General features: G+C 60.1%; 14 protein-coding genes. 12 read left to right on the top strand and 2 right to left on the bottom strand.

The window, feature by feature from the left end; translation table 11 throughout:
- Positions 1 to 28 precede the first annotated feature (28 nt).
- From EYQ35_07775 to EYQ35_07725, 11 genes are all read left to right on the top strand, one after another.
- The gene (locus EYQ35_07775) at positions 29 to 1897 is read left to right on the top strand and encodes a hypothetical protein (GenBank protein ID HIF64034.1); all 1869 of its coding nucleotides are present in this window, start codon (positions 29 to 31) and stop codon (positions 1895 to 1897) included.
- Between the two features lie 2 nt (positions 1898 to 1899).
- On the top strand, positions 1900 to 3585 hold the full coding sequence (locus tag EYQ35_07770) for a hypothetical protein (GenBank protein ID HIF64033.1): 1686 nt from the start codon (positions 1900 to 1902) through the stop codon (positions 3583 to 3585).
- Positions 3582 to 4859: a glycosyltransferase gene (locus EYQ35_07765; GenBank protein ID HIF64032.1), complete on the top strand. Its 1278-nt coding sequence runs from the start codon at positions 3582 to 3584 to the stop codon at positions 4857 to 4859. The genes EYQ35_07770 and EYQ35_07765 overlap by 4 nt, the downstream gene beginning before the upstream one ends.
- A 5-nt stretch (positions 4860 to 4864) precedes the next feature.
- Positions 4865 to 5878 (top strand): glycosyltransferase, encoded by a 1014-nt coding sequence (locus EYQ35_07760; GenBank protein ID HIF64031.1) that lies wholly within the window; start codon positions 4865 to 4867, stop codon positions 5876 to 5878.
- Positions 5879 to 5901: 23 nt separating this feature from the next.
- Positions 5902 to 7524 (top strand): hypothetical protein, encoded by a 1623-nt coding sequence (locus EYQ35_07755; GenBank protein HIF64030.1) that lies wholly within the window; start codon positions 5902 to 5904, stop codon positions 7522 to 7524.
- Positions 7511 to 8806 carry a nucleotide sugar dehydrogenase gene (locus tag EYQ35_07750; protein HIF64029.1) on the top strand — a complete coding sequence of 432 codons (1296 nt, stop codon included), beginning with the start codon at positions 7511 to 7513 and terminating at the stop codon, positions 8804 to 8806. The genes EYQ35_07755 and EYQ35_07750 overlap by 14 nt, the downstream gene beginning before the upstream one ends.
- Before the next feature lie 12 nt (positions 8807 to 8818).
- A complete protein-coding gene (locus tag EYQ35_07745; GenBank protein HIF64028.1) occupies positions 8819 to 9901 on the top strand; it encodes a glycosyltransferase in 1083 nt (360 codons plus the stop codon).
- A complete protein-coding gene (locus tag EYQ35_07740; protein ID HIF64027.1) occupies positions 9898 to 10980 on the top strand; it encodes a glycosyltransferase family 2 protein in 1083 nt (360 codons plus the stop codon). Before EYQ35_07745 ends, EYQ35_07740 begins: the two co-directional genes overlap by 4 nt.
- A 4-nt stretch (positions 10981 to 10984) precedes the next feature.
- On the top strand, positions 10985 to 11749 hold the full coding sequence (locus EYQ35_07735) for a glycosyltransferase family 2 protein (protein HIF64026.1): 765 nt from the start codon (positions 10985 to 10987) through the stop codon (positions 11747 to 11749).
- Between the two features lie 13 nt (positions 11750 to 11762).
- Positions 11763 to 12710 carry an SDR family oxidoreductase gene (locus tag EYQ35_07730; GenBank protein HIF64025.1) on the top strand — a complete coding sequence of 316 codons (948 nt, stop codon included), beginning with the start codon at positions 11763 to 11765 and terminating at the stop codon, positions 12708 to 12710.
- Positions 12711 to 13032: 322 nt separating this feature from the next.
- Entirely contained in the window at positions 13033 to 13521 is a 489-nt protein-coding gene (locus EYQ35_07725) for a 4Fe-4S dicluster domain-containing protein (GenBank protein ID HIF64024.1), read from the top strand.
- Between the two features lie 114 nt (positions 13522 to 13635).
- On the opposite strand, the gene EYQ35_07720 is transcribed toward EYQ35_07725, so the two are convergent.
- Positions 13636 to 14508, bottom strand: coding sequence for an ATP phosphoribosyltransferase (locus EYQ35_07720; protein ID HIF64023.1), 873 nt, complete (start codon positions 14506 to 14508; stop codon positions 13636 to 13638).
- Positions 14505 to 14882, bottom strand: coding sequence for a phosphoribosyl-AMP cyclohydrolase (gene hisI, locus EYQ35_07715; protein ID HIF64022.1), 378 nt, complete (start codon positions 14880 to 14882; stop codon positions 14505 to 14507). The genes EYQ35_07720 and hisI overlap by 4 nt, the downstream gene beginning before the upstream one ends.
- Positions 14883 to 14992: 110 nt before the next feature.
- Here hisI and lpxD point away from each other — a divergent pair, with 110 nt between their 5' ends.
- Positions 14993 to 16018, top strand: a complete 1026-nt coding sequence (gene lpxD, locus EYQ35_07710) for a UDP-3-O-(3-hydroxymyristoyl)glucosamine N-acyltransferase (protein HIF64021.1) — start codon at positions 14993 to 14995, stop codon at positions 16016 to 16018.
- Positions 16019 to 16096: the final 78 nt, after the last annotated feature.

Below are 16096 nucleotides of genomic sequence, written 5' to 3'. Positions count from 1 at the left end.
AAAAGAGCGGACGGGACAAAAGGAGAACGTGGGTTTGAACAGCTTGCTGGGAAGAATATTTGCGGGAGCTGCCGGTGGTTTTGCCGGTGGGGCCCTTGTCGGGGTGGTCGAGGGTGGGGTCATCGCATCCGGTGGTGGTGCCGCCGAGTACTGGGTGTTTTTCTTTGCTGCCTGTAGCTACGGCCTGCTGGGTGCAGTCATGGGTGGCGGCTGGGGGCTGCTCTGCGCGGTGTTGCCGCTACCGGCGCTCAAACAATCTACCCAGGCTGTTGCCGCCGGACTGGTGACCGCTTCACTGGGGTTGGTCGTTTCGAAATTTCGTATCACCAGGGATCTCTTCGCCGAGAACCTGCCGCTTGCCAGTCCCAGCGGCATAGCAGTGCACCTGGGGCTCCTGGTCGGCGCACTGCTGTTGTTCCTGCTGCTGCGCGCGGTCGTCCAGCGTCGGGTTCAGGATAAGGGCGACGCGTTGACGGCAGCGCGAACCTGCGGCGGCCTTGTTGCAGCGGCCTTGTTGCTGGGAGTCGTTGTGACGTTTTATGCTGGTGGCGAGGGCGGTGACGACGTGGTTGATGTTGGCTCCGCCACGGGCCCAAATGTTTTACTGATAATCGCCGACACGCTGAGAGCGGATCACGTTGGAGCTTACGGCGCCGGGTTGGCCACGACCCCTTCGCTGGACGCGCTGGCTGCTGACGGGGTAGTTTTTAAGAACGCCACGGCGCAGTCGTCATGGACGCGTCCCTCGATAGCGACCATCCTGACCTCCATGTACCCCGCGTCTCACCAGGTCATGCACAAGACCGACTTGTTGCCGTCCGAGGTGACCACGCTGGCCGAACACCTGGGGGACAACGGTTACGCGACCGGTGGTTTTGTAACTAACATCAACGTGGCCCCTTCGTTCAGTTTCGAGCAGGGCTTTGATGTCTATCGCTACCTCGCACCGAACTTTTTCTTCGGCGCCACCGACTCCGGTTCCAAGCTGGCTCTCTACGGCGGCATGCGCCTGGTCCGCGAGCGGTTCTTGTCTGGCAGCAAGCAGGTTGACCACTACTACCAGGACGGCACCACCGTGAACGGGGCGTCGCTGCCCTGGCTGGACCAGGCTGACGAGGGGGCGTTTTTTGCGCTTGTGCACTACATGGATCCGCACGACCCTTATTTTGAGCTTCCATACAACGGCCGGGCGGTTGCGCGGGTTGAAACGCCGCACCCCGACCCATCAAGGGCCGGCGAGTTGCGAGATCTATACCGTTCAAACGTCGAGTATCTCGATGTTTTCGTGGGCCAGTTGATCGGCGCCCTGAAGACAGCCGGCGCTTACGATGACACACTGATCGTGTTTACGGCGGACCACGGAGAGGAGTTCTACGAGCACGGTGGCTGGTGGCATGGTACCACCTTGTACGAGGAGCAGCTGCGAGTGCCGCTGATAATTAAACTGCCAGGGGCAGCGCGGGCCGGTAGCAGCGACGATGGACTGGCAAGATTACTCGACGTTGCACCTACAGTGGCGGCGGCCGCAGGCCTGTCGGCTGCCGGGGGTTGGCAGGGTCGTGATCTTTTTGGTCATACCAAGGCGCCAACCGGCGTGTACGCCGAAGAAGACCACGAGGGAAACGTCCTCGAATCGATACGTGGCGAGCGATGGAAGCTCGTCTTGGCAAACGAGGGTAACCCCCGGGGCCTCGAACCGGTGGAGTTGTACGACCTGCTCGCCGATCCGCGGGAGATCGCCAACCTGGCCGGGAAGCAGCCGGCGATTGTCGCCGAGATGCTGGGGGACCTCGAAGCCCTGCGGGTCGTGGCTGCAGCGTCAGCGGTACAGGGCAGTGAAGGAGAGCTGGACGATGCGTCTCGCGAGAGATTGCGGGCGCTGGGCTACATGGAGTAGCGATGCTTCTCGTAGTCGGTTGGGATGGAGCAAGCTTCGAACTTGCCCGGCCGTGGATCGCAGACGGTAGCATGCCGGTGCTGGCCGATGTCCTCGCCCGCGGTGCGAGCAGGCCGCTGCGCTCTACGGTGCCGGCGGTAACGTTTCCGGCCTGGACGTCTTTTATGACCGCCGCTTCTCCGTCGCGGCACGGTATACTCGATTTCACCCTGAGAAAGCAGGGATACGGAGTCCGATTTGCGAGTTCGGCAGACCGTTGTCTGCCATCGGCCTGGGCGGCCATGTCGGCGGCCGGCTTGCAGGTGGGCGTCTACGGTTTCCCGGCGACCTGGCCACCCGAAGAGCTATCGGCGTTCCAGCTTTGCGGCTTTGACACCCCTATGGGCGCCGGCGACAAGGCACGCAGGTCATCGCCGCCCGGCCTGGCCGGTGAGTTGGAACGCCTTTTTGGTGACCTGGCCGTCAGTGGTCCGCAGCAGTCCCGTATTGATGCCGGCTGGCACGAGCGCGCACTCGAACAGATGCTTCGCGACATCGAACTCCGTACCGAGATCTCACTGCACCTCCTTGCCGCCAATGATCTCGATTGTTTTGCGGTGCACTACGGCGAAACCGATACGGTGGGCCATCACTTCTGGCAGTTCCACGATAGTGAGTCCCCGCGCTACAGCGAAGCAGGACCCGGCGACGCTATCGCTCAGGTTTACCGCGCCGTGGACCGCGCTCTCGGCCGCCTGCTGGAAGCAACGGGGAAGGACAGCGACCTGCTTCTCCTGTCTGACCACGGCAGCGGTGGTAGCTCGAACAGGACCTTGTTCTTCAATCGCTTCCTGGCCGACAACGGCTGGCTCGGGTTCAAGAAAACAGGTGGGCTCGGGGCCTTGGCTTCGGTCGCCAAGCGAACAGCTATGGCAGTGGCTCCGCCCTCTTTGCAGGCGAGCTTGTTTTCGCGCTTGCGGCCCCTGGTCAACAGGATGGAAAGCGCGTCGCGCTTCGGCGGTATCGATTGGAGCGGGACCAGGGTCTACAGCGAGGAACTCAACTACTACCCGTCGTTATGGTTCAACCTCAAGGGAAGAGAGCCGGGCGGGATCGTTGACCCCGCCGACCTGCCGGCGATGACCGGGGAGCTTGTTGCCGAGTTGCTCGAGTGGCGGGATCCCGAAGACGGACTCCCCGTGGTCGAACGGGTGCGAAGCAGGGCTGAATTATTTGACGGCCCCCACGCGGAGTTAGCGCCCGACCTTGTCTTGGAGCTTCGCGAACCTGGAGGTTACAGTTACGCGGGAGGCAACAGCCGGGCCGGGGCAGAGCGGCAGTCGATTCGTCGGATGACCTCGCGCGAGATGAGTGGCGAACGTGGCAGCAGCATGCCGGGCTGTCACCGCGATCTCGGGATGTTTGCCATGGTCGGCCCAGGCGTTTTGCCGGGGCGGGGCGAAGAGGGCCGTCTTGCCGACGCTGGCGCGACCATGCTCGCGCTGCTTGGCCTCGGTGTACCATCTGCTCCGGCGGGCATATCCCGTTTAGACGGCGCCGACGGAAAACCGTGGCAGGAGCAGCTCAGGGTCCCGGATCGCGCTCTTCGCGAGGTCGAGGTGGCGCCTGCTACCGTCGATGGGCAGCGCTCACCGGCAGCAGAGAACGAGCTGGCCGATCGTTTACGCGACCTGGGTTATCTCCCGTGAGTGACAGGATGCGTATTGCCCTGGTCGCGGCTTGCCCGTTTCCGGCCCCCCAGGGTTCGCAGGTTTTTGTGGGTCAGATGGCGGAGAGTCTCGCGGCGCGTGGCCATTGCGTGAGCCTGCTCACTTACGGCAGCGGCGAAGGTAAATCACCCGCGGGTTGTGAGCATCTGCGCCTGCCACGTTTGCCTGGAGATTCTCGTGTCCGCTCGGGTCCGACCCTCGCCAAGCCCTTTCTTGATCTCGCCATGGTCGTGGCCCTGCTCAAGCTGGTAAAGAATCGGCATGTAGAAATAGTTCACGCGCACAATTACGAAGCACTGGCCGTTGCACTGGTCGCGAGGAAATTCTCGCGCTTCAAGTTGCTTTACCACAGTCACAACCTCATGGGCGACGAACTCCCGACATACTTTCGACGTTCCGCTGCGCGCCGCCTTGCGACCCGGGCGGGACAGTTGGTCGACCGCCAGTTGCCTCGGCGCGCCGACCACGTGGTTGCGCTCTGTGATTATTCGGCGGGGATTCTCGAACAAGCCGGGGTAAGTAGCGAGAGAATGACGGTGCTCGCCCCGTCTGTCGAGGCCCAGGAGCCGGCTGCCGACCGCGAGGCGGCACGGCGCGAACTCGGACTGGCCGACGGTCGCCTGGTCATAGCTTATTGCGGTAACCTTGACGCCTACCAGGATATTGAAACGGCGATCGGGGGTATTCTGGCGTACAAGCGGTCGAGGCCCGCGAGAGAGGCAGTGCTGCTGCTTGCAACTCACCAACAGGGACGGCGCGTGGAGAGCCTGCGCGAGCGGTGTTCGGAATCGGAGCGCAGTTTGTTCGAAGTCCACCATTGCCGCACTTACGCCGACACCCGATTGGTGGTTGCCGCGGCCGACCTGCTGGTGTTACCGAGGCCGGTGGGTTCGGGTTACCCGGTTAAGCTGCTCAACTACCTTGCTAGTGGTCGGCCGGTGGTGAGCGCGGGTTGTGGGGGCAAAGTTCTGGTTCACGACAAGGACGGGCTGCTGTTTGCTGACGGTGATGCGCTCGCGATGGCTTTTTGTATAGAGCGGTTGGAAAAGGAGAGTGGCCTCGCCGAGCGACTCGCTGCGGCGGCTCGCGACCGTTTCGAGCGTGAAATGACGTGGAAAAACGGTACACCGGCGCTGGAAACTGTGTACCGCCGCATGAAAAACGTTCATACTGAAAGGGGTTCGCTTTGGCCGGGGGAAAAGACCGGTCGGACCGAAAAGTCACGCCTGAAGGGACGGGACAGCCCGAGTTGAGAGCAGTGAGTACATTTTCAGAAAACAAGGAAGAGGGTGTCGTTCGCCCACCAGAGCTTTCGGTCGTAATACCGGTCTTCAACGAAGAAGAAACCCTTGAGCTGTTGGTCGAGCGCCTGCACCAGGCTTTGACAGTGGTAGCTGGCGGCTACGAGCTGATTTTCGTTGATGACGGTAGCAACGATCGCTCTGTCGAAATCATTCGGCGGCTGCACGGCGAAAACCCCAGCGTCAAGCTGCTGTGTCTCTCTCGCAATTTTGGTCACCAGTTGGCGATCTCCTGCGGCCTGGACTTCGCGATCGGGCGTGCCGTGGTCTGCATGGACGCTGACCTGCAGGATCCGCCCGAGGTTCTGCCGTTGATGCTTGAGCGTTGGCGCGAGGGCTACGAGGTCGTCTACGCGGTGAGGCGCAAGCGCAAGGAAAATCTTTTGAAGCGTGCTGGCTACAAGGGCTTCTACTGGCTGCTTAACAAGGTTTCTTACCTCGACATACCGTTGGATTCCGGCGACTTCTCGTTGATCGATGCGCGCGTGGTCGCGCTGCTCAAGCGTATGCCGGAACGTAATCGTTTCGTGCGCGGCTTGCGTACCTGGCTGGGCTTTCGTCAGACCGGCATCGAGTACGAGCGGGCGGAACGCTACGCTGGAGAGAGTAAGTACGGCGTGGCCAAGTTGATCAGGCTCGCCTTCGACGGCCTGGTGTCCTATTCCTTTCTTCCGCTGCGATTGGTCAGCAACATGGGCTTGCTGGTTTCGGTGTCCGCGCTGTCTTACATGGCTTACCTGCTCGTGGGGCGCTTGTTCCTGGGCCAGACCTCGCCTGTTTCGGGTTGGGTTTCGACGGTCGTCATCGTTCTTTTCATAGGTGGCGTGCAACTGCTCTCCCTGGGCATTATCGGTGAGTACGTTGGCCGTATTTTTGACGAGGTAAAGATGCGACCGCGCTACGTCGTCAAGGACCTCCTCGGGCTGGAAGGCGACACCTCCAGCGCGGAGGCCTGGCCCCAAGCGCGATGAATCGTGCTGGTTTTATAGGTCTGTTGCTCCTTGGTATCGGTCTACGCCTGTGGATGGTCGTCCAGCCCGAATTGATCGCAGCCGGCGACGTTGACGTCTACCTTTCCGACGAGGGCATTGTCGGCCTGATGGCAACACACATAAGCGAGGGCCGCGCGGCCCCGGTGTTCTTCTATGGGCAGGCTTACCTCGGGGCGCTGGAAGCCTGGTGCGTTGCACTGTTCTTTCTGCTTTTCGGGGTGGGTGCCGGTGCCATGCACATGGCGACCCTGGTCTTTTCGCTGGCGCTGCTGGCCCTGGTCTACAAGTACACGGCCACGGCTTACTCGTTGCCTGCTGCCCGTTGGGCGGCTGTCCTCGTAGCACTTGGGCCGATGTACTTCCTCGAGTGGAATCTCAAGGCGAGGGGGGGCTTCGTGGAACACCTGGTGTTGTTGTTCCTGCTGCTGCTGCTCTTCTGGCGTTTTTACATGGCCTACGATCGTCGTAACGGCATTGGCCTCGCACTGGGACTGACGGCCGGTATTGCCCTGTGGGTCAACCAGCTGGTCGGTGGTTACCTCGTGCTAATGGGCGTGCTGATCTTACTACGTCACGAGGATCGTCGAGCCTGGGACCGGCTACTTGTTGGTTTCGCCCTCGGGTGCTCGTTACTGGTCGCCTACAACGTGGTTTACCCGGCAGCAACCCTGAGGGCCCTGGGGCGAAAAGCAGTGGTGCTCAATCGAGTCCCGGTCGAAGAGCGCGACGATTCCTGGGTTGCGCGAGGGGTCGCAAAGAGGATCGAAGCGCTGGGGCAGGGGACAGGCAAACTGGGCCTGGTCTTCGGCGTACCTCCCGGTTCGGGACTGGAGCGACTCGGTGAAATCAAGGGCTACACCGAGGCTGGGCCACTTGTCACGCTGCGCAGGGTGGTTTCGTTTCTGCCGCTGTTGGTGTTCGGAGTGAGTGCCTGGGCGTGCAGGCCCAGGCGAAGCTCGCGGGGCTGGGAACTGATGGGGGCCGACCAATTACTCGGCGCGATGTTGTTGATAACTGTCGTAATCGGCTACGTGAGTCCGCGTTACATGCTCCCGGCTTATCCCCTGGCGTCGGTAGCCGCGGGTATACTGGTGAGCAGGCTGGTCGGTACGCGTCGGACCTGGATGGTAGTTGGGCTTGTTAGTGTACTTGCGTTCAACGCGGCGAGCTGGGCTGACGCTGCTTTTCGCAAGCCTAGTGAGCAAGCGGCCGAGAGGGTAGAGCTGCTGGCGTTTCTGCAGGACCAGGGCCTTGAACACTGCTTTTCGGCTGGACCCTTGTACCATGTTGTTTTTGCTGCGGGCGAGACCGTGACCCTGGCGCCACTGCAGAAGGAGCGCTACCCGCCCTACACCAGCATGGCACTGCAGGCGGAGAGATTCTGCTACGTGTTCAGGGATGACCAGCAAATGAAGCGCCAGCACCTGGCGCTGGGCAAGTGGCTTTCGGCTGGAGAGAGCAGTTGGAACCGTGCTGGTGTGGGCAGGTATAATATCTGGTTCGACAGGCAGGGAGGGCAGCCCCTTACGGCGCCGCTGCTGGAGAGCATCATGAAACAGGAAAAAGTATTTCTCGGAGACAACACGTTAATGAAGAAGGAGGAGTCGTCCAATGGATCTCATTGAACGCATTCGCAGCGGTCAGGCTTGCGCCGGTGTAGTTGGATTGGGCTATGTCGGTTTACCACTTGCTGTTGAAATGGCGGCCGGGGGTCTGAAGGTGATCGGCTTTGATGTCCAGGCGGACAAGGTTGACGCCATCAACGCCGGTCATTCGTACATAATGGACGTGCCCGACGAGACCATCGCACCGTTGGTGTCATCGGGGCGCTTGCAGGCCACGACTGATTTTTCGATGGTGGCTGAGCTCGACACCGTGAATATCTGTGTGCCGACTCCCTTGCGCAAAACCAAGGAACCTAACCTGTCGTTCGTGGTCGATGCTGTCAAAAGTATCGCGGCTCACATGAAACCTGGGCAATTGATGATACTAGAGAGTACCACCTACCCGGGAACAACCGAGGAACTGGTGCTGCCCATGCTGAGGGACGCTGGTTTCGACCCCGGCCAGGACGTGTTCGTCGCATTTTCGCCGGAGAGGACCGACCCCGGCAACAAGGACTACACCACTCGCAATATTCCCAAGGTCGTGGGCGGACACGGGCCTATCGCCACCGAGGCGGCTGCCGCCTTGTACGGTCGTTGCATAGACGAGGTTGTCCTGGTTAGCACGACCCGCGTGGCCGAGATGGTAAAGTTGCTGGAGAACACTTTTCGTAGTGTGAACATTGCGCTCGTCAACGAGATGAGCCAGATGTGCGATCGATTCGGCATAGATGTCTGGGAGGTTATCGATGCTGCGGCTACCAAGCCTTTCGGCTTCATGCCGTTTTACCCCGGGCCGGGGCTGGGCGGGCACTGCATACCGGTGGATCCCCATTACCTCACCTGGAAGGCCCGTGCCGAGGGTTTCTCAGCGCGTTTTATCGAACTCGCGGCCGAGATCAACGCGGAGAAGCCGGCCTTCGTTGTTTCGCGGACCGTTGACCTTCTAAACGAGCAGGAGAAAGCGGTGCGAGGGGCCAGCATCCTCTGTCTCGGTGTCGCTTACAAAGCTAATACCAACGACGTGCGCGAATCTCCGGCCCTCGACGTGATGACCTTGTTGCTGCGCAAGGGTGCCAATATCTCGTTCTGTGATCCCTACGTGGACAAGGTTGTCCTCGAAGGTGAGCCGATGTCTTCGGTTCCCCTGGAAGATAGCGTGCTTCGAGCCGCTGACCTGGTGATATTGCTCACCAACCACCGTGTCTTTGACCTCGGCCTGGTGTCGGACAGTGGCTGTGTTGTGCTCGATACCCGCAACGGAATGAAAGAATTCCCAACCTCGACCGTGTTCAAAATATAAGACCTAGATGCCGTGCGAGTCGGACTGGTAATAGGCGGGCTGGGCTACGGAGGTGCCGAGAGGCAACTCTACAATCTCGCAGTCGGCCTGGCCGCTACTGATCATGTTGTAGTGTACTGCCTGTCAGATGTCGTTGAGCCCTGGGGCAAAAGACTGAGTGACGCTGGAGTAGAGCTACGAATAATCGCTAGCCGGGGAGGCCTGAGCTTGCGCCGGGTGGTCTCGCTCGCCAGTAGCTTGAGGCAGGACCGTATCGAGCTCGTGCATGCGTTTCTTTTTATTGCGAGTTCTTACGCCTGGCTGGCCACACGGCTGTTGCCGGGAGTTCTTCTGGTGGGCTCAGCCAGGAACTGCAAGCCCGAGCCTTCACTCCTGAGACGGTGGGTAATCCGCCGCGCGTTTCAGGGTTCGGCCGCGGTCATCTGTAATTCTCAGGCCATGGCCGATTACGCAGTCGAGCATTATGGCCTCCAGCGCAAGCGGTCCAGCATTGTATACAATGGCGTGGGCGAAGAATTTTTTGTAGATAACCCGGCCCCGTCCGAGGGCCTCGTCATCGGCACTGTGGGGCGGCTGCAGCCACAGAAAAACTTGGGTATGTTTCTCGAAGCTGCGCGATTGGTACTGGAAGGTGACCCCGAGGCTCGTTTCGTTATTGCTGGTGGCGGGTCGCTCAGGGGAGAGCTTGAAAACAGGTCCAGCGAACTGGGCCTCGCCCATGCCATCAGTTTTCGTGGCAATGTAGACGATATTGCGTCCATGCTTGCTTCGTTGGGGCAGTTCTGGCTCTGCTCGGACTGGGAAGGCGCGCCCAACGTGGTACTCGAGGCCATGGCAGCCGGCCTGCCGGTTGTCGCGACGCCGGCCGGCGGTACACCCGAACTCCTCGATGAGGGTCGAACCGGCTGGCTGGTGGATTTCGGTGACGCGTCGGCACTCGCTGGTCGGGCGCTGCAGCTGGCCGCGGACACTGAACTCGCAGCATCGGTAGGTGCCGCGGCTCGGGAGGAAGCGAGGCACAGGTTTTCGATTCCGGTGATGGTGAGTGAAACCAGGAAAGTCTACGAGCTGGCGGTGTCAGGGGGCGCGGGATGAACAGGCCCTTTGTAAGTGTAGTCGTACCGGCCCGTAACGAGTCCCTTTGGATCGAGGGCTGTGTGAGGGGAGTACTCAAGCAGGACTACCCGGCCGACAGGATGGAGATCATCGTTGTGGACGGCTGCTCTACTGACAACACGCGGGGCCTGCTCGAAGTAATCGCGAGTCAGGACTCCCGCCTTCGGATTCTGGACAACCCGGCCGGCATCGTGCCCAGCAGTCTCAACCTGGCCATTCGCGAGTCGCGGGGCGACATCATTGTTCGCGTGGATGTTCATACCCAGTTGGCGGCTGATTATCTGGATAGAGTGGTTGACGTACTCGAACGCACGGCTGCTGACAACGCGGGTGGGCCCATGGTTTCGCTCGGGGGAGGGGTGTTCGGCGACGCGGTTGCGCGGGCGATGGCGTCCCGCTTCGGCGTAGGCGCCTCGTTTCATTTTGCGAGCGAAGAGATGGAAACCGACACCGTCTACATGGGGGCCTGGCCGCGTCGGGTGTTCGAAGAGCAGGGCCTTTTTGACGAAGAGCTGGTGAGGAACCAGGACGACGAGTTCAACTATCGCTTGCGCGGGCAGGGGGGCAGGATCGTCCTGTCTCCAGACATCAAGTCGTGGTACCAGAACAGGCAGACCTGGCGATCGTTGGCCATCCAGTTCTTCCAGTACGGGACCTGGAAGGTGAGGGTACTCCAGAAGCACAGGGCTCAGATGAGCCTGCGCCATTTTGTTCCCCCCCTGTTCGATGCTGCGTTGTTGCTCGGCCTGCTCGTCTCTCCATTTGTTTCGTTGGCGGGCCCGTTGGTCGCTACCGCGGTGCTGGCTTACCTGCTGTTTGCGGCCGCGGTTGCCTGCAAAGACGGAAAAACACCGTCTGCGAGCGCTGCCGGTGTGCTAGCGCTGGCAACGATTCATCATGCCTGGGGGGTCGGCTTTCTGTGGGGCTTGCTGAGATTTGCCAACAGGTGGTTTCTGCCGGCCGCTAAAACCACTAAACTGGAGCCTCGGTACGCTGATTCGGATATTTTGAACGCAGTGTCCGGGGATTCCTTGTCGCAGGAGGCGACGAAAAACTAAGAGTATGAGCGAGCTTCCCAGTCTTTCGGTACTCGTGCCGGTTTTTAACGAAGTCGCCACGATCCGCTCCCTGGTCGAAAAGGTGCGCGCGGTAGAGGTCGAGACGCAGATAATCCTGGTCGACGACTGTTCCACCGATGGAACCCGTGAACTGCTTGAGATTATTGCTCTCGAGCAGCCTGACCTGGAGGTGCTTTTTCATCCCGTCAACCGGGGCAAGGGTGCCGCCATACGTACGGCGCTGGCTGTGGCTTCCAATGACGTGGTAATAGTCCAGGACGCTGACCTGGAGTACGACCCGGTCGAGTACCCTCGCTTGCTCGAGCCGATCGCGCAGGGCGTGGCCGACGTCGTTTACGGTTCCCGCTTTCTCGGCGGTCCCCACAGGGTCCTGTTTTTCTGGCACCAGCTGGGTAACCAGTTCCTTACCTTGATGTCTAACGTTTTTACCAACCTGAACCTCACTGACATGGAGACAGGCTACAAGGCATTTCGTAGGGAAGTGATCCAGGCGATGAGGCTCACCAGTAATCGCTTTGGTTTTGAGCCCGAGGTCACCGCGCGGGTCGCTCAGATGCACTGCCGTATTTACGAACTTCCCATATCTTACTGGGGGCGTGATTACGGGGACGGAAAGAAAATCACATGGAAGGATGGTGTGGCTGCGTTCTGGCACATCTTCAAGTTCAACGTCTTCGACCGCATGAGACGGCCTCTCGCCCGCGAGGTGCTGGCGGCCGCCAAACCGCCCGACAAGGCGGCAGGTTGAAACCCGAGCAGTCATGATCCTGGTAACGGGCGGAGCCGGCTTCATCGGTTCGAATATTGTAGAGGCGTTGCTCGCGCGCGGGGACGAAGTGCGGGTGGTCGACGATTTTTCTAATGGTTTGCGATCCAACATCGAAGATCTCGGCGGCGAGGTAGACCTGAGGGAGTGTGACATACGCGACAGCGATGCCGTAGCGCGGGCCATGGTCGGAGTTGACAGCGTCTTGCACCTTGCTGCTCTTGGTTCGGTTCCGCGTTCGATAGATGACCCCGCGACTAGTCATGCCGTGAACGTCAACGGGACACTTAACGTGTTGATCGCCGCTCGAGATGCCGGCGTTCGGCGCCTTGTATATTCGTCTTCATCGTCCGTCTACGGAGCCAACCCTGCTTTGCCCAAGGTTGAAACCTTGCCTACGGCGCCGGTTTCGCCCTACGCGGCAAGTAAACTGGCCGCCGAAAACTATACACGGGTTTTTGCAGGTATCTACGGGCTCGAAACGGTCTCGCTTCGCTATTTTAACGTTTTTGGTCCTCGCCAGCGGCCGGACTCAGCATACGCGGCCGTGATACCGGCTTTCATGCATTGCGCCCTGGCCGCTACCAGTGCATCCATTGATGGCGACGGTGAACAGACACGGGATTTCACCTACGTCGCCAACGTCGTCCGCGCCAACCTGCTCGCTCTGGAAGCCGGGGCCGACGCCGTGGGTGACGTGTTCAATGTCGCTTGTGGCGAACGTTATTCGTTGCTCAATATACTGGCCGCCATCGAAGACGCTTCCGGTAAACGGGTAGAGCGGGTTCATGGCCCCCCCCGACAGGGGGACGTGCGCGACTCGCTGGCGGACATAAGCAAGGCTGAAAAATCACTGGACTACTCACCTGTCGTCAGTTTCGGCGAAGGTATGGGCCTTACCTGGCAAGCATTTGCTTTGCGCCACGAAGGCTCTTCAGCGTGAGAATCTACTTTATTGACAACCCTTGGCGGGCTGCGTAGGCTGCTTTTCTGGTTCCCTTTATAGAGGGGCTGTCCACGGAGGTTTCGTTTTGTTTTTATTGTCTGCAGCAGCTTCGCCGCACCAGATGACCGCTTGGGGTCAGTTCGTCGAGATCATTTCCAAGCCCGACAATATGCCGGTAGCGGGAGCGCTGCTGCTGGTCGGGTTTTTTACCTGGGTGGGGATGCGGCAGGCGCTGCACAACGACAAGCTGATCCGCGAAGGCCGTGAAGAAGAAATACTGGTGGATATGCAGAGATAATTCTGCCGTCGAGCTCGAGACATGCCGTACCGAATAATCGCAGAGAACTGCACGGGTTGTACCGCCTGTGAGCAGCGTTGCCCTACACAGGCCATAAGTGGCCGGAAGGGCGAAGCTTTTATCATCGAAGCCGCCAGCTGCATTGACTGCGGTGCCTGCGGCGTTATCTGCCCCGACGACTCGATTCTCGACACCTTCGGCCAGATGACCTCGGTGCTCAAGAAGGTCGAACGTCCTATCGCCGTGATCAACCCCGACAGCTGCAATGGCTGCGGAGTCTGTATCGATGTCTGCCCGTTCGACGCGTTGTACCCGGCCCCGGGGAACACCGGTCCCATCTACCTGGGGCTGGTCGAGGTTGACGAAAAAAAATGCGTTGGTTGCAAACTCTGCGAAGAAGTCTGCGGCTGGCAAGGCGTTTACATCATGACCGGCGCTGAGAAGGTCGACTATCTCGAAGACCTCGGCTTCGGCGAAAGCGAAGCCGGCGATTCGGAAAAGGCTGCCTGATTACAGGCCCGCCGCCTGCGACAGCGCTCGCTTGATGAGTGCGGGGTGGTGAGCGCAGGCTCCAGTAGTTCAGGATCCAGTAGTTCAGGATCCAGTAGTTCAGAGCCCTGTAGCTCAGATGAGCTTGTTCAACGGGTACTCAACTATGCCCACGGCCCCCGCCTTGAGCAGCAGCGGTACGAGGTCGCGCACGGCTTTCTCAGAGATTATCGTCTCGACTGATACCCAATCGCCTTCCAGCAGATCGGCAACTGTCGGCGCGGTTACACTGGGAAGCGCGCTGGTGACCGCTTCGAGCTGGGCCCGTGGGACGTTCATCTTGAGGCCGACCACTCCCTCGGCGGCCAGGGCGGCCTTGAGCAGAGTTGAGATCTGTTCGATCTTGGCGCTGCGGACCGGATCCGCCATGGCTTCGCGGTTGGCTATCAGCTGGGGGTTGGATTCCATCAGGTCGGCTATGATTTCCAAGCCGTTTGCCCGCAGGGTGCTCCCCGTTTCGGTGACCTCGACTATGGCGTCGCACAAGCCCTGGCTGATCTTGGCCTCGGTGGCTCCCCAGGAAAACTCCACGTCTACCTTGATGCCTTTGTCGGCAAAGTACCGGGCCGTAAACCCGGTCAGTTCGGTCGCGATGCGTTTTCCTTCGAGGTCTTCGGGCGACTTTATCTCAGACCCCGCCGGTACCGCCAGCACCCAGCGGGTGGGACGGAAAGAGGCCTTGGAGTACACAAGATCGCAAACCGCCTCGACGTCGGAGTGGTTTTCTTCGGTCCAGTCTTTGCCGGTAATACCGCAGTCGAGAGCTCCCAGTTCAACGTAACGTGACATCTCCTGGGCTCGCACAAGCGAACAGGTGATGTCGGGGTCGTCGATGTAGGGGAAATAACTGCGCGAGGATTTTGTGATTCTCCAGCCGGACTTGCGCAGTAGCTCTATAGTTGAATCTTCGAGGCTGCCCTTGGGCACACCAAATTTGAGAACGCTCACTTGCTGTACACCTCGGCCGGGTCAAATATCCTTTTGCCCTGTACCTGCAGCTCGTCGTCTACCACCCGCCTGAAGAAACAGGAGCGGTAACCTTCGTGGCACGCGGCTCCACCCACTTGCTCAACCTGCAGCAATATCGTGTCGGAGTCACAGTCGACGAAAACGTCTTTTACCAGCTGGGTATTGCCGCTTGATTGACCCTTGATCCACAACTCGCCGCGTGAACGGCTCCAGAAGGTGGCGGTGCCGGTCTCAAGGGTGTGTTTCCACGATTGCTCGTTCATGTAGGCAACCATAAGGACGGTACCGTCCTCGTGGTCCTGGACTATGACGGGAACGAGCCCGTCCCCCTTGGCGAAATCGACGTCTATCATGACTTGTTAGCGAAGTGGCGTGTTGCCGTTCGCGCGTCGGGGATGTTTGCAGGGGGTATCGAGAAACGCAATCCCTTGTTCTGCTGTCGCGACAGGGGTAAACGACCAATATGCGGCTTGATGAACTTGCAGAAAAGCTCGGCGCTGAGCTCGATGGAGATCCGGCGATAGAAATAACGGGTGTAGCCCCGATAGAGACTGCCGGCCCCGCGGATCTAGCTTTCGTCTCCAGTCTCAAATACCGGCGGTTGCTTCGGTCGTCTTCGGCCGGCGCTGTGCTCGTAGACCGCTCGGTTGAATCGGAGGGGCTGCAGTTACTCAGGTGCGACAATCCCCAGTTTGTATTCGCGACAGCAATTGCCCTGTTTGACGATCGGCCACAGCCGGTTGAGGGCATACATGCCTCAGCCGTCGTTGCCGATACCGCCCGCCTTGGAGAAGGCGCCTACGTAGGCCCGTTTGCTGTGTTGGGCGAAAATGTAGTGCTCGGTCCGGGGGCGCGGATACATCCGCACGTCGTTATCTATCCCGAGGTCAAGGCCGGGCATAATTTTACGGCCCACGCGGGAGTAGTCGTCCGCGAGCGGGTCGTGCTGGGTGACGATGTCACTCTTCAGCCTGGAGTGGTGCTTGGCGGCGACGGCTTCGGCTTTCTGCCCACCGGGCAGGGCGTGGCGCTCAGCGTTCCCCAGGCCGGCACGGTAGAGATCGGCGACAGCGTTGATCTGGGAGCCAACACCACGGTAGACAGGGCCGCGGTGGGAGTTACCACACTTGGAGACGGCGTCAAGCTGGACAATCTCGTCATGATTGCGCACGGCTGCGAACTGGGCGATCACACCATACTGGCGGCACAGACCGGTGTGGCCGGGAGCACCAGGCTGGGGGCCGGGGTAATGACCGGTGGGCAGTGCGGATTCGGTGGACACCTCGAAATCGGCGCCGGCGTGCAGTGCGCAGGGCAGACCGGCGTGCTGGGCGATGTCGAAAGTGGCGAGATAGTTGCCGGAACGCCCGCGGTAAACATTGGCCTGTGGCGGCGCTGTTCGGTGCTGCTCAAACGCTTACCCGAGCTGTTTAAACGGGTAGCCCGGCTCGAAAAAGCGCTGGAAACGGGGTCCGACGGGATGAATTGATTCGTTGCCTTCCTCGGCAGCTCGGTGTAGAGTTCGCGGCTGTCGAGGCGTTCCGGTGCGGTAAGCACATGGTTTTGT

The sequence above is a fragment of the Candidatus Binatota bacterium genome, assembly GCA_012960245.1.
In the GTDB taxonomy this organism is placed as follows: Bacteria; Desulfobacterota; Binatia; order UBA1149; family UBA1149; genus UBA1149.
Note: the sequence above shows the minus strand (reverse complement) of the source record. Positions and strands in the feature narration are given on the sequence as shown.

Coding starts and splice junctions, on each gene's coding strand:
- EYQ35_07770 (HIF64033.1), top strand. CDS start 1,900: ATGCTTCTCGTAGTCGGTTGGGATGGAGCAAGCTTCGAACTTGCCCGG.
- EYQ35_07750 (HIF64029.1), top strand. CDS start 7,511: ATGGATCTCATTGAACGCATTCGCAGCGGTCAGGCTTGCGCCGGTGTA.
- EYQ35_07740 (HIF64027.1), top strand. CDS start 9,898: ATGAACAGGCCCTTTGTAAGTGTAGTCGTACCGGCCCGTAACGAGTCC.
- EYQ35_07735 (HIF64026.1), top strand. CDS start 10,985: ATGAGCGAGCTTCCCAGTCTTTCGGTACTCGTGCCGGTTTTTAACGAA.
- EYQ35_07730 (HIF64025.1), top strand. CDS start 11,763: ATGATCCTGGTAACGGGCGGAGCCGGCTTCATCGGTTCGAATATTGTA.
- EYQ35_07725 (HIF64024.1), top strand. CDS start 13,033: ATGCCGTACCGAATAATCGCAGAGAACTGCACGGGTTGTACCGCCTGT.
- hisI (HIF64022.1), bottom strand. CDS start 14,882: ATGATAGACGTCGATTTCGCCAAGGGGGACGGGCTCGTTCCCGTCATA.
- lpxD (HIF64021.1), top strand. CDS start 14,993: ATGCGGCTTGATGAACTTGCAGAAAAGCTCGGCGCTGAGCTCGATGGA.